The sequence below is a fragment of the Pseudodesulfovibrio senegalensis genome (assembly GCF_008830225.1).
In the GTDB taxonomy this organism is placed as follows: Bacteria; Desulfobacterota; Desulfovibrionia; order Desulfovibrionales; family Desulfovibrionaceae; genus Pseudodesulfovibrio; species Pseudodesulfovibrio senegalensis.
In genome coordinates this window covers 137,920-150,220 of sequence record NZ_WAIE01000001.1, presented here as the reverse complement: position 1 = coordinate 150,220, position 12,301 = coordinate 137,920, and the positions used below count along the sequence as shown (strand labels likewise).

General features: G+C 60.7%; 14 protein-coding genes. 9 read left to right on the top strand and 5 right to left on the bottom strand.

Features of this window, described 5'->3' with window-relative positions:
- Nucleotides 1-19: 19 nt before the first annotated feature.
- The 4 genes from F8A88_RS00690 to F8A88_RS00675 form a co-directional block, all read right to left on the bottom strand.
- Nucleotides 20-559 carry a CBS domain-containing protein gene (locus tag F8A88_RS00690; RefSeq protein WP_151149016.1) on the bottom strand — a complete coding sequence of 180 codons (540 nt, stop codon included), beginning with the start codon at nt 557-559 and terminating at the stop codon, nt 20-22.
- A gap of 37 nt (nt 560-596) precedes the next feature.
- Nucleotides 597-974 carry a response regulator gene (locus F8A88_RS00685; protein ID WP_151149015.1) on the bottom strand — a complete coding sequence of 126 codons (378 nt, stop codon included), beginning with the start codon at nt 972-974 and terminating at the stop codon, nt 597-599.
- A gap of 210 nt (nt 975-1,184) precedes the next feature.
- On the bottom strand, nt 1,185-1,541 hold the full coding sequence (locus tag F8A88_RS00680) for a NifB/NifX family molybdenum-iron cluster-binding protein (RefSeq protein WP_151149014.1): 357 nt from the start codon (nt 1,539-1,541) through the stop codon (nt 1,185-1,187).
- Nucleotides 1,542-1,544: 3 nt separating this feature from the next.
- A complete protein-coding gene (locus F8A88_RS00675; protein WP_151149013.1) occupies nt 1,545-2,969 on the bottom strand; it encodes a sigma-54 interaction domain-containing protein in 1,425 nt (474 codons plus the stop codon).
- 170 nt (nt 2,970-3,139) lie between these two features.
- Here F8A88_RS00675 and F8A88_RS00670 point away from each other — a divergent pair, with 170 nt between their 5' ends.
- The 9 genes from F8A88_RS00670 to F8A88_RS00630 all read left to right on the top strand — a co-directional run bounded on the left by F8A88_RS00670 (nt 3,140) and on the right by F8A88_RS00630 (nt 10,986).
- Entirely contained in the window at nt 3,140-4,765 is a 1,626-nt protein-coding gene (locus F8A88_RS00670) for an ATP-binding protein (protein ID WP_151150208.1), read from the top strand.
- Nucleotides 4,762-5,454 carry a response regulator gene (locus tag F8A88_RS00665; protein ID WP_151149012.1) on the top strand — a complete coding sequence of 231 codons (693 nt, stop codon included), beginning with the start codon at nt 4,762-4,764 and terminating at the stop codon, nt 5,452-5,454. Before F8A88_RS00670 ends, F8A88_RS00665 begins: the two co-directional genes overlap by 4 nt.
- A 249-nt stretch (nt 5,455-5,703) precedes the next feature.
- A complete protein-coding gene (locus tag F8A88_RS00660) occupies nt 5,704-6,681 on the top strand; it encodes a TRAP transporter substrate-binding protein (protein WP_151149011.1) in 978 nt (325 codons plus the stop codon).
- Between the two features lie 56 nt (nt 6,682-6,737).
- Nucleotides 6,738-7,268 carry a TRAP transporter small permease gene (locus tag F8A88_RS00655; RefSeq protein ID WP_151149010.1) on the top strand — a complete coding sequence of 177 codons (531 nt, stop codon included), beginning with the start codon at nt 6,738-6,740 and terminating at the stop codon, nt 7,266-7,268.
- 1 nt (nt 7,269) lies between these two features.
- The gene (locus F8A88_RS00650) at nt 7,270-8,544 is read left to right on the top strand and encodes a TRAP transporter large permease (protein ID WP_151149009.1); all 1,275 of its coding nucleotides are present in this window, start codon (nt 7,270-7,272) and stop codon (nt 8,542-8,544) included.
- Between the two features lie 251 nt (nt 8,545-8,795).
- Nucleotides 8,796-9,356 (top strand): hypothetical protein, encoded by a 561-nt coding sequence (locus F8A88_RS00645; protein WP_151149008.1) that lies wholly within the window; start codon nt 8,796-8,798, stop codon nt 9,354-9,356.
- Between the two features lie 111 nt (nt 9,357-9,467).
- Complete coding sequence (locus F8A88_RS00640) at nt 9,468-9,863, top strand: PA2779 family protein (RefSeq protein ID WP_151149007.1); 396 nt, start codon at nt 9,468-9,470, stop codon at nt 9,861-9,863.
- Between the two features lie 50 nt (nt 9,864-9,913).
- Nucleotides 9,914-10,498: a C39 family peptidase gene (locus F8A88_RS00635; protein WP_161598285.1), complete on the top strand. Its 585-nt coding sequence runs from the start codon at nt 9,914-9,916 to the stop codon at nt 10,496-10,498.
- Complete coding sequence (locus F8A88_RS00630) at nt 10,498-10,986, top strand: tetratricopeptide repeat protein (protein ID WP_241667296.1); 489 nt, start codon at nt 10,498-10,500, stop codon at nt 10,984-10,986. Before F8A88_RS00635 ends, F8A88_RS00630 begins: the two co-directional genes overlap by 1 nt.
- Before the next feature lie 250 nt (nt 10,987-11,236).
- Here the strand turns inward: F8A88_RS00630 and gap are convergent, their stop codons facing one another.
- Nucleotides 11,237-12,256 (bottom strand): type I glyceraldehyde-3-phosphate dehydrogenase, encoded by a 1,020-nt coding sequence (gene gap, locus F8A88_RS00625; RefSeq protein WP_151149005.1) that lies wholly within the window; start codon nt 12,254-12,256, stop codon nt 11,237-11,239.
- Nucleotides 12,257-12,301: the final 45 nt, after the last annotated feature.

Here is a 12,301-nt window from a genome sequence, read left to right as displayed (position 1 = left end):
TCCTCCATGACAACCCCCATTACCCGCAGGCCAAAACGCGCTTGCGGATTTCTTCAAAAATATCGCTGAACCGCAGAACCCCTACCACCACTTCACCACGCTTGACGAGCAAAGGCTGGCGAACGCCCATGATGTAATGATGGATGGCAAGCTCCAATGGATCGTCCTCGTCCACCAGCTCCTGCTTGTCGGGTCGGTGCATGACCTCTTCCACGGCCAGCTCAACGGCCTTGCCGCACAAATCCTGCAGCGACTCGCCCCACAGGCCCAGTTCCTTGAACACCCCGGCCACATACTCCCGGGACAGCACGTCGGACTCCTGGCCTCCGCTGGTGAGTTTCTTGTAGTTGGGTTCCAGTGAGCGGATGATATCCACCATGGTAATGGTCCCCGCCACTTCACCTGCCGAAGACATCACCAGAACGTCCCGGTGCGCATGCCCGCCGTTGCCTTTGGCACGGTGGTCCTCCTCAAGCGTCACGAACGCATCCAGCAACGTGGCACCTTCACTCACGGTAACGTATTCGGCCACCGGAATCATCAATTCCCTGACTTTCATAAACAACCTTCCTGCTGGTCTTTGAAGAAACTCCGGCTCAACGGCCGGACCTCCCGCCTCTTCGTTCCCGAATCAACCGCAACTTGTCCTCCAGTTCCTCCATGTCCACGGGCGCGGCCAATTCCGCGAATGCCCCCATCTTCATGGCCTCTATGGAAAGCGGGACATCGCCGGAATGATTGATGAGAATGACCTCCGCTCGCGGACAGGCCTTTCTGACGCGGCCGACATGAGCCACAAGAGAGCGGTCATGGCTGGAAACGCCCAGCAACACGGCATCCGCCTTGTCGCTGCACGCCATGCGGCCGGCCTGTTCTCCGTCGTCCGTGGCCGAAACCTGCACGCCCCGCCGGGAAAGCTGGGTGGCAAGATTGGCCCGGAAGGCTTCGTCTGCGTCTACAATCAAAACTTTCATGCTCGAGGTTGATCCTTGCTGTTTTACGACCGGCGCACATCAGGCCGGCCACAAAAAAACAAGGCAATCCGCATGCCAACCCTGCTTTCTTGCAGGAATTCAGCAGGTTGAGCAATTTTTCACAATCACCGACCAACAGAAACGCGCCGTTTGAAACATTTTGTTTCAGATAGCGCGCTCGCATTTGAGACATAAAGAGACAAAATGAAACTACCAACTATCCCCGCGCTGCAGGATCATGCCGGATTCCAGTTCCCCGGCCAGCAGCACGGACATGGCGTCCGCCGTGGATCCCACCACGTCATCAATGACTTCCGCGCCTTTCCATACCAGAAAATCGTAATACTCCCCTTCGATGCCGCCGCAGATGACCGTGTTCACCGTATGCACGATAACCAGACGGCACACGGCCTCGGGAGAAGGATGATCCAGAACCACCACCTTGTCTTCGCGGTCCACGATCTTGCCGTCCACCCACACAAGGGAAATGATGAGAACGTCGGTGGCCAGATCGAACCGGGGTGCGATCTCGTTATCCAGTATGGGAATCAGAATACGTTGCTGCATGCGTTACTCCATGCCGTAGCGCTTCATCCTGCGCCACAGGGTGCTGCGCCCCCATCCGAGGATTTCCGCGGCGCGGCCGCGGCGGCCATGGGCCTTGACCAGCGCATCCAGGATCATGCGCCGCTCCACGTCCTCCCACGTCTCGCTGGCCCGGGCAGCGGCCGGGGCTTCAGGAACAGTTGGCGGCGGAACAGGGGCGGGAGCAGGCGCGGGGAGGGCTTCCGCCTCCTGCGCGGGAACGGCCGAAACCTGATGCAGATAGGCCGGGAGATGGCGCAGATGTATGCGTTTGTCGTTGCAGAAGTTGACGGCATATTCGATGATATTGCGCAATTCGCGCACGTTGCCCGGGTAATGATACTCGCCGAGCAGGTCCGTGGCGTTCCTGGTGAAACCCACGATCTTCTTGTTGAAGCGGTTGCGGAAATCGCGCAGAAAATGATCCTGCAGCAAGGTGATGTCCACGCCGCGCTCCCGCAGGGGCGGCAGGTGGATGCGGATGACGTTGAGCCGGAACAGCAGATCCTGCCGGAACTGGTTCGCCCGGACCATGGCCTCGAGATTGCGATGCGTGGCCACGATCACCCGCACGTCCGCGTGAAAGCCCTTGGCGCTGCCCAGCGGATAGATTGTCTTGTCGTCCAGGAACGAAAGCAGCTTAACCTGCAGGTTGAGCGGCAGGTCCCCGATTTCCGTCAGGAACAGTGAACCGCCGTGGGCCAGCCGGAACCGACCCGGCTTGTTCTGGTCCGCGCCCGTGAACGCCCCCTTGGCATGGCCGAACAATTCGGACTCCATCAGGGTGTCGGGCAATGCGCCGCAGTTGACCTTGACGAACGGCCCATCCGCCCGGTCCGAAGCCCGGTGTATCTGTTCGGCCAGCGCATCCTTGCCGGTTCCGGTCTCCCCGGTGATCAGCACCGAGGAATCGGTCTGGGCCACGCTGGGCACCATGCGGAAGACCTTGTCCATCTGCGGGCTTTTGCCCACCAGCTTCCCAAAACTGTAGGACCCGGCCTCGGGGTCGTCGTAATCGTCCGGCCCGGAAACCGGGGTCACGGTTTCCACCACCCCCACCTGCTCCCCGGCCTCGTCGAACACCGGGGCCACGGTCAGGCGCACCGGAACCTTTTTGCGCTCACGGTTGATGATGTTGCCCTTGACCTGCTGAATGGGAAAATCGCTCCTGCCCGCAAAGACAGGGCAGTCGCGCGTGCAGAAGTCGCAACGCAGGGAATGCAGGCAGCGCAGGCCCGTGACCCTGGCCCGGTCCACGCCGGTCAGACTTTCATAGGCCCCGTTGACCAGCAGGATGGAGCCGTCACGCTCCAGCACGGCCACGCCGATGGGCAGTTCGTCCAGCAGGCCGGAAAGGGTTCCGGGCTGGGTAAAGAATTGTATGAGGCGTTCTCTGTCGACTTCGGGCATGTGTCCACGTACCACGGCACAGGCCGGGCAGCAACGATTCCGACACATCGGGCAACTTTTTGAAACATACTGAACCGCCCCCGCCCGCCTCGATCCTGAACAGGGTTTGCCTAATGCCTTCGAATCTGCCATGTAGGCCGGAATCATCGCCAATGCGTGGAGGTCGAGCCATGTTCCTCATGCGTCTGTACGAACGCATCAAACCCAAAAGCATCCAGTCCTATCTCATCCACATGGTGCTGGCACTGGTGGTCATCCAGAGCCTCATGAGCTGGCTCACGGTTTCCAGCCTGGCCACGGACGTGCTGCACCAGCAGATCGGCAAGCGCGCCCTGCAGACCGCCCAGAGCGTGGCGCTCATGCCGTCCATACGCATGGCGCTCATGGCCCGCGACCCGCTGGGCAGCATCCAGAAAAAGGCCGAACAGATCCGCAAGGCCACGGGGGCGTCCTACGTGGTGGTGGGCGACACGGACGGGGTCCGCTATTCCCACCCCAAGCCGGACCGCATCGGCAGGCATTTCGTGGGCGGCGACACCGGCCCGGCCCTGCACGAGGGCAAATCCTACGTGTCGCGCGCCGTGGGCACACTCGGCCCGTCCCTGCGCGGCATGGTGCCCATATTCCATGACGATGAGATCATCGGCTTCGTGGCCGTGGGCTACCTCATGGAAAGCGTGCGCAAGGCCATCCCCGCCCACCTGAACAAACCTCTCATATACATCGTTTCCATGCTGCTCATCGGCATTGTCAGCGCCATATTCATTGCCGGGCATCTCAAGAAGATCACCCTCGGACTGGAACCCGCCGAAATCACGGCCCTGTATCTGGAGCGCGGCGCCGTGCTGGAGGCCATCCGCGAAGGGGTCGTTTCCGTGGACCGCACAGGAGAAATCCGACTGGCCAACCGCGCGGCCATGCACTACACCGGGCTGGACGCCAAGCAACTGATGCCGGGCAACGACATCCGCGAACTCATGCCCGAAAACGGCCTGAACCACACGCTGGAAACCGGCGAATCCGAACACGACGTGGAATTGAGCATCAACGGCCGCGACCTGATCTTCAATACCGTGCCGCTCATCCATTCGGGCGAGGTGCAGGGCGCAGTAGCCAGTTTCCGGCGCAAGGACGAATTGGACAGGCTGGCCTTCGAGCTTTCCCGGGTGCAGGAGTACTCCGAACTGCTGCGGGTCCAGACCCACGAATATTCCAACAAGCTGCACACCATCGCCGGGCTGATCCAGATCGAGGCGCACCAGGAGGCGCTGGAGCTTGTGGTCAATGAATCCACGGGCTATGAGGAAATCATCCGTTTCCTGAACCGCGCCGTGCCCCACCCGGTCATTGCCGCCATCGTGCTGGGCAAATACAACCGGGCGCGCGAGCTCAAGGTGGAGCTGCACATGGACCGCCACGGGACCATGGTGGACGTGCCCGGCTGGATTCGGCAGGAGTACGTGGTGACCATCCTCGGCAACCTGCTGGACAACGCCTTTGACGCGGTCAGGAACCAGCCCCGGAACAACAGGAAAGTGGAACTTTCGTTCACGGACCTCGGCAACGATCTGGTCTTTGAGGTCTCGGACTCCGGCCCCGGGGTCTCGCCCGAGCAGAGCGAGGAAATATTCAGGCGCGGCGTTTCCTCCAAAGGCCGTGAACGGCGCGGACTGGGGCTGTTTCTGGCCCGGAAAAGGCTCAGGGAAATGGGCGGACAGGTCATGGTGCTGGAAAGCGAACTGGGCGGCGCGCTGTTTACCGTGACCATCCCGAAAACCAAACCGGAAAACGCATGAATACCATACGGGTTTTGATTGTCGAAGACGATGCCAAGATAGCGGACCTGCACCGGCGCTTCACCGAACGGGTGGAAGGATGCGAAGTGGTGGGCATCGCCACCGGGCTGGAAGACGCCCGCTACATGGTCGAGGCGCTGGAACCGGACCTTATCCTGCTGGACCTCTATTTTCCCGAAGGCTCGGGCATGGACCTGCTGCACACCATCCGCGCCAACAGGATGGAGACCGACGTGATCCTGATCACGGCCGCCCGGGAAATGGAGCCGCTCAAGCAGGCGCTGCGCGGTGGCGTGTTCGACTACATCATCAAGCCGGTCATCACCGAGCGCTTCAACGACTGTCTGACCAAATTCCGCGAATACCGCATGCGGCTCTCGAACAGCGAAACCATCGAACAGCGCGACGTGGACAGCATCCTGCGGCCCGCCACGGCCCCGGCCGGGAACGCCGTGCAGGACGACCTGCCCAAGGGCATCGACTCCCTGACCCTGCGCAAGGTCCGGCGGCTGTTTGAAGACTTGCCGCGCACCACGGGCCTGAGCGCCGAGGACGCGGCCGAGCGCATGGGGGCCAGCCGGTCCACGGCCCGCCGCTATCTCGAATATCTGGTTTCCGTGAATTTCGTGTACGCGGACGTGGTCTACGGCAGCGTGGGCAGACCGGAACGCAAATACTTCCGGGCCTAGCCCCCCACACACGTCACACAGAACGGCCCGTTCCCGAAAGGGGGCGGGCCGTTTTTCCTACGGGCCGCATCCGTCACGCCGACCGCGTGAACAAAATGAACAAAACGCCCGAAAAACACACTTTCCAGAATACGTTCCCAACAGTTTTTTTCATGACGGAATGTGTATGCCAGACAACGTAGGAGCACATTCATAACGGGGAACGTGGGGTTCCCCGCACCAACCATTCATGTAAACTGAGGAGCTATCATGAAACGTCTGGCAACCATTTTTTTTACCGTCATCCTGTCGGTCGTCATTGCGGTGCCGGCCTTTGCAGGAAAAGTCGTCATCAAGCTGGGTCATATTGCGGAACCCATTCACCCCTATGGACAGGGCGCGGACCACTTCGCCAAACTGGTGAAGGAAAAGTCCGGCGGCGAAATCGAAGTCAAGGTCTTTCCCACCTCCCAGCTCGGTGGGCAAAAGGACCTCATCGAGGGTCTGATCTTCGGGACCGTGGACATGGCGCTCGTGGGAACCGCGGTTCTCGGCCAGTTCCAGCCCCAGATTTCTCTGTTCGACCTGCCCTTCCTGTTTCAGGACAGGGAACACGCCTACAAGAGCCTGGATACCGTCGGCATGAAGATCGGCAAAGACCTTGAGCCCAAGGGCATCAAGCTGCTCGGCTACATGGAAAACGGCATCCGCCACCTGACCAACAACATCCGCCCGGTCAAGACCCCCGCGGACATGACCGACCTCAAGATCCGCGTCATGACCAACAAGATATACATCGAAATGATGAAAGCGCTCGGCGCTTCCCCCACTCCCATGGCCTTCGGCGAACTCTATTCCGCCATGCAGCAGGGCACCGTGGACGGACAGGAAAACCCCAGCGCGCACATCTGGACCAAGCGCTTCTTCGAAGTGCAGAAATACGCCTCCAAGACCGCGCACGCCTATGCGCCGGAACCGGTGGTCATCTCCATGATCACCTGGAGCAGGCTGACCCCGGCCCAACAGAAGATCATTCAGGACAGTGCCGACGAAGCCATTGCATGGCAGCGCCAGCTTTCCGAAAAGCAGGACAAGGAGTTCTGGGACAAGATCAAGGCCACCGGCAAGATCGAAGTCATCGAAGTTGACCGCACCGCCTTCATCGAGGCGACCCGTCCGGTCTACAAGCAGTTTGCCGATGTGGTCGGACAGGACAACATCGACGCTGTCGAAGCCCTCAAGAAATAACTCCTCCCGGCGTCCGGGCCTTTGTGTCCGGGCGCCGCTCCCCCAAGGATGCTACCATGGAAAAACTGTTCAAGGGCCTGCATGCGGTACTGTACTGGGTTTCGGTCTCGGCCATGACCCTGATGCTCGTACTCATCTTCCTGCAGGTCATATCGCGCTACTTTTTCGGCCATACCTTTGAATGGTCCGAGGAACTTTCGCGCTTTCTGTTCGTCTGGGTCGTCTTCCTCGGCTCCGCCCTGATCATGGGCGAATCCGGCCATCTTTCCGTGCAGCTGCTGGCCAGGAAACTGGAAGGCACGGCTGCCGGGCTGGCACTGGAAGTATTCGTCAACGTCTGCAGCTACGTGTTCATCCTGCTCCTGCTCGTGCAGGGGGCCAAGATGACCTCGGTCATGACCTTCCAGACCGCTCCGGGGCTGGGAATATCCATGAGCTCGGTCTACGCCATCATACCAGCCAGCGCCTGCCTGATGATGCTCTACCTGTTCAAGGACACGGTGCGCATCGCCAAGGCCATCAAGAACCGCAACCGGCCCGCCGCGGACATGGAAACCGCGGCAGCCGAAAAGCCCCAGGAGGGATGACATGGAAGCCGTACTGCTCTTTTCCTTTCTGGGCATGACCGCCGTGGGCGTGCCCGTGGCCTTTGCCCTGGCCCTGTCCGTATCCATCATCCTCTACTACTTTCTGGGCATGCCGCAGGTCATGATCACCCAGATCATGTACTCGGGCGTTGATTCGTTCTCGTTCATGGCCGTGCCCTTCTTCATGCTGGCCGGAACCTTCATGTCCGCCGGCGGCGTCACCAGCCGTCTGGTCAACTTCGCGCAGGCAATGGTCGGGTCGTTCACCGGCGGGCTGGCGCAGGTTGTTGCGGTTTCGGGCATGTTCTTCGCGGCCATTTCCGGCTCGTCCGCCGCAACCACGGCGGCCATCGGTTCCACCATGGTCAATGAAATGGAGAAAAAGGGATATCGCCGCGAGCTGGCCACCGGCATCGTCGCCGCGGGCGGCACCGTGGGCATCGTCATCCCGCCTTCCATCACGCTGGTGGTCTTCGGCGTCATCGCCGGAACCTCCATCGGCGATCTGTTCGTGGGCGGGCTGGTGCCGGGCATCCTCATGGGCCTGACCATGTGTGCCGTGAGCTGGGTCATCGCCAAGCGCGAAGGCATCCCGGCCGAAGGCAATTTCTCGTTCATGGCCCTGCTCAAGAGCTTCAAGGACTCGTTCTGGGCGCTCATGACTCCGGTGATCATCATCGGCGGCATCTACGGCGGCATCTTCACGCCCACCGAAGCTGCGGCCGTGGCCGCGGTCTACGGCATTTTCGTGGGCCTGTTCATCTACAAGGAACTCAAGCTCAGGGACTTCCCCAAGATCATCTTCAAGGCGGTCATCGGCACCACCCTGATCATGTTCATCGTGGGCGCGGCCAAGGTTTTCGGCTGGATGCTCACCAACCTGGAAATCCCGCACCACATCGGTGCGTACATCGTGTCCATGACCGACTCCCCGGTGGTCTTCCTGCTGATGATGAACGTTCTCCTGCTGTTCATCGGAACGCTCATCAACGCCTCGGCGGCCGTGGTCATCCTGACCCCCATCTTCCTGCCCGTGGCCGTCCAGCTGGGCATCGATCCCCTGTTCTTCGGCGTGCTCATGGTCATCAACCTGGCCATCGGGTGCATCACCCCGCCCGTGGGACTGGACCTGTTCGTTGCCAGCGCCATTACCAAGGTACCCCTCGAACGAGTGATGAGGGCATCCATGCCGTATCTGTTGTCATTGCTCGCTACATTGGCAGTCCTAACCCTCTGCCCTGCCGTCATAACCTTCCTCCCCAACCTGCTGCATTAACCTCTCTCCTTGCACACGATTGGGACGAAGCGCGCTCCGTGCACAGCGGGGCGCGTTTTTTCGTGCGCGTAGCGCCGCTCTCTCCGCCATCACCCCGCAACATCGTGCACGGCTCTGCTGCGCGATACCAATTTGCGCAACGCGCAGCCACGCCCCAACGCAACCGCCTGATGAAACGAGACAATATATCGCAACGCTCCTATTGGCACTGCCCGTGCACAGGCAAAAGAAAAAACGCAAGGAGAACAACCATGGCTCTGGAAATCACCGTGCACGGACATTCGTGCGATCTGGCCCTTCACCCGGTCTCCGAAAAGACGGCCAAGCGCATCACGGAAAAGGGATTCGACATATACTCCGACACGCCGCTGGAATGGTGGCGGCGCGGCAAGACCGCCACGTGGGGCATGAAGATCGACGCCAACTGCTACGTCAACACCACGCTCAACGGCGAACCCGTGGAGTTCGACATGGCCGCCATCACGCGCGACCCGCTCAAGCTCAGGCGGCGCATGTATCTGGACAGCAAGGCCCGGTACATCTGCGTGCTCGGATTCGACAACGAGCTGTGCCGCTTCAGCTGGCACTGGGACGACGTGGACACGTTCGACCCCGACCATCTGCAATTCATGACCCACCAGTGGGACCGTATCATGAACGAATCCGACTATTACATCCTCGACGAGGTGCTCTACGAAGACAAGTTCGCGGACCGGCACGACCTGTGCGAAGCATCGGGGTTCACGCTACTGCCGCCGCGCATCATCGACCTGAACGACGTGCGCAAGGAGTGGGGCCTGCCCGTGCGCTGACGCATGCCCCGCAGGGTATGCCGCTGCAAATCCCCGTGTTTGTGCACGATCCCTGCACATGCTTGACACCCCTCCCCCTTTGGGGAATTGGGCGCTCATGGAGGATTTGCAATGACGCAATGCATAGACACACGTTTGTTCAGGATCACCGCCATTCTGCTGCTGGCGGTCATGACCATTGCCGGTTTCGCGCCCCGGGCCGAGGCCGGTTTCATCCCCAGCGCGGACGCCTACGCCCAGGAGCGGGGCCAGAACATGGAAACCGTGCAGCAGGTGCTGGAAAACAGGATGGTCACCAAGCGGCTCTCCGAACTGGGCTACTCGCAGGAAGAGATCAAAACCCGCATGAGCGCGCTCTCGGACGAGGAGCTGCACCGGGTGGCCTCCAGCATCAAGGATATCGACGTCGCCGGTGACGGCGTGGGACTGGTCATCGGCCTGCTGGTGATCGTGGCGCTTGTGGCGCTCATATTCCACTTCACGGACACGCGGGTGACCATATCCTGATGACTGCCTCGAAAAAAAACCGGGCCGCGCGTGCGGTCCGGCAACCATTCATGCCCCCCCCGTCATGCTGCCCCGCCCTGCCCGGAAGGCTGTTCGCCATGGGGCTTGCAACGGTTCTTGTCCTGTGCGTGCTCTGCGGCTGCGCCGCCAGAACAAACCTGCCGCCCCTGCCCAAGAACATGGGCAGCGCCATGATTCGGGACGTGCCCTTTCTGGTGCAGGAGCAATACCAATGCGGCCCGGCTGCGCTGGCCATGGTGCTGAACCATGCCGGGGACCGCGTCACGCCGGAAGCGATCGCCCGCGACGTGTTCCGCAAGGACATCCGCGGGGCCGTGAACCTGGACATGATCCTGTACCCGCGCCACCGCGGATTCAATTCCATGTTCGGCAAGGGTTCGCCGCAGGCGGTCATCAACGCCGTGAATCAGGGCCACCCCATGGTGGTCATGGTGGATCAGGGTCTGCCCATGGTGCGCAAGCTGCATTACATGGTGGTCATCGGCTACACGCCCACGGAAGTGATCGTGCACTCCGGCCACGAGCGCGCCAAACGCATTGCGTGGAAGGAATTTCTCGGCCAGTGGCAGGAAACCGGCTACTGGATGCTGACCGTGACGCCCAAGGAACGATAATGAAAGGAAAAAGCACTCAATACAGGCTGCGCGCGGCCCTGCCCTGCCTCGCCCTGATCGTGCTCATGGGGCTTGGCGGCTGCGCCATGCCCAAAATAACCCTGCACGATGACGCTCTCTCGCCCGAAGAGCACCTGCAATTGGGCGTGAGCTATGAACAAAAGGGCGAGCTGCAACTGGCACAGGAGCAATACGAACAGGCCAAGGACCTGCCCGAGGCGTGGCTGTATCTGGGCAACGTGGCCTTTGCCATGGAAAAATGGCTCCGCGCGGAAAAACGCTATGAAAAAGCCATCAAGCACATGCCCGACGACCCGAGGCCACGCAACAACCTCGCCTGGCTCTATTACACGCGCAAACGCAGGCTGGACAGGGCCGAACAGCTGGCTCAGGAAGCCGTGGGACTTGCTCCGAAAGGCAAGGACGCACCCTACCGCGACACGCTCACGTCCATACGAAACGCACGAAAAATCCAGGCCATGAAATGATTTCCTTGGGAGAAGCTGAGCGCTGCCCTGCACCCGCAAGGGACACGTCCCTTGACCCTTTTCTACCGTTGCATCCTGCGGATGCAACGGCGGGTGAGTAATTCAGCAAAGACAGTTTTTCGTTTCCCCACAACAACCCAGCGGCCCGGTTTGCAAGACAAACCGGGCCGCTCGCCAAAAAATTTTGCGGGATGGGATTTGGGGAGGGGGGCTTTTTCAAAAGGGTTCTCCCCAAAAAAAGCAACGTTACCTAAATCCCCTTTTGGCCCATGTAGTCGATGAGGTCGGCCACGCGGCAGGAATAGCCCCACTCGTTGTCGTACCATGCATAGACCTTGGCGAGATTGCCGCTCTGCACCACGGTGAAGTCGGCCTCCACGATGCCGGAATGGGGATTGCCCACGAAATCCGTGGACACGAGCGCCTGCTCGGAATAACCGAGAATGCCCGCAAGCTCGTTTTGCGAGGCGGCCTTGAGCCGCGCCTTGAGCTCCTCGGTGGTAGTATCCTTTTCCAGCACGGCCACGAAATCCACAAGGGAGACCGTGGGCGTGGGCACGCGCACGGAATAGCCCTCGAACCGCCCCTGCATCTCCGGGATGACCAGTGCCACGGCCTTGGCCGCGCCTGTGGAGGTTGGGATCATGTTGCAGGCCGCGGCGCGCGCACGGCGCAGGTCCTTGTGCGGCATGTCCAGAATGCGCTGGTCGTTGGTGTAGGCGTGCACCGTGGTCATGACGCCCTTGCTGATGCCGAAGGCCTCGTGCATGACCTTGACCACCGGGGCAAGACAATTGGTGGTGCAGGAGGCATTGGAAATGACATGGTGTTTGGCCGGGTCATAGTCCGTGTGGTTCACGCCCATGACAAGGGTGATGTCCTCTTCCTTGGCGGGCGCGGAAATGACCACCTTGCGCGCCCCGGCCTCGATGTGCTGGGCCGCGGTGGGTCCGGTGCGGAAAATGCCCGTGGATTCCACGACCACGTCCACCTTGAGTCTGCCCCACGGGATCATGCGCGGATCGCGCTCGGCAAAACTTGTGACTTTGAAGTCATCGCCAACCCGGATGGTATCGCCGTCCACGGCGATGTCCACGGGCAGGCTGCCGTAGTTGGTGTCGTGGGCCAGAAGATGCGCGTTGGTCTCTATGTCGAAAAGGTCGTTCACGGCCACCACTTCCATGGTGTCGCGATGGTATTCCCATATGGTCTTGAGCACCTGACGGCCGATGCGGCCGAATCCGTTGATGCCTACTCTGATCTTGCTCATGCTATCCTCCCGGCGGACCATGCGGCCGCGCCCGATTGTCGTGAC

What these genes read in the sequence shown, in the direction of transcription:
- F8A88_RS00690 (WP_151149016.1), bottom strand. Translation starts at nt 559, where the DNA reads ATGAAAGTCAGGGAATTGATGATTCCGGTGGCCGAATACGTTACCGTG.
- F8A88_RS00685 (WP_151149015.1), bottom strand. Translation starts at nt 974, where the DNA reads ATGAAAGTTTTGATTGTAGACGCAGACGAAGCCTTCCGGGCCAATCTT.
- F8A88_RS00680 (WP_151149014.1), bottom strand. Translation starts at nt 1,541, where the DNA reads ATGCAGCAACGTATTCTGATTCCCATACTGGATAACGAGATCGCACCC.
- F8A88_RS00675 (WP_151149013.1), bottom strand. Translation starts at nt 2,969, where the DNA reads ATGCCCGAAGTCGACAGAGAACGCCTCATACAATTCTTTACCCAGCCC.
- F8A88_RS00670 (WP_151150208.1), top strand. Translation starts at nt 3,140, where the DNA reads ATGTTCCTCATGCGTCTGTACGAACGCATCAAACCCAAAAGCATCCAG.
- F8A88_RS00665 (WP_151149012.1), top strand. Translation starts at nt 4,762, where the DNA reads ATGAATACCATACGGGTTTTGATTGTCGAAGACGATGCCAAGATAGCG.
- F8A88_RS00660 (WP_151149011.1), top strand. Translation starts at nt 5,704, where the DNA reads ATGAAACGTCTGGCAACCATTTTTTTTACCGTCATCCTGTCGGTCGTC.
- F8A88_RS00655 (WP_151149010.1), top strand. Translation starts at nt 6,738, where the DNA reads ATGGAAAAACTGTTCAAGGGCCTGCATGCGGTACTGTACTGGGTTTCG.
- F8A88_RS00650 (WP_151149009.1), top strand. Translation starts at nt 7,270, where the DNA reads ATGGAAGCCGTACTGCTCTTTTCCTTTCTGGGCATGACCGCCGTGGGC.
- F8A88_RS00645 (WP_151149008.1), top strand. Translation starts at nt 8,796, where the DNA reads ATGGCTCTGGAAATCACCGTGCACGGACATTCGTGCGATCTGGCCCTT.
- F8A88_RS00640 (WP_151149007.1), top strand. Translation starts at nt 9,468, where the DNA reads ATGACGCAATGCATAGACACACGTTTGTTCAGGATCACCGCCATTCTG.
- F8A88_RS00635 (WP_161598285.1), top strand. Translation starts at nt 9,914, where the DNA reads ATGCCCCCCCCGTCATGCTGCCCCGCCCTGCCCGGAAGGCTGTTCGCC.
- F8A88_RS00630 (WP_241667296.1), top strand. Translation starts at nt 10,498, where the DNA reads ATGAAAGGAAAAAGCACTCAATACAGGCTGCGCGCGGCCCTGCCCTGC.
- gap (WP_151149005.1), bottom strand. Translation starts at nt 12,256, where the DNA reads ATGAGCAAGATCAGAGTAGGCATCAACGGATTCGGCCGCATCGGCCGT.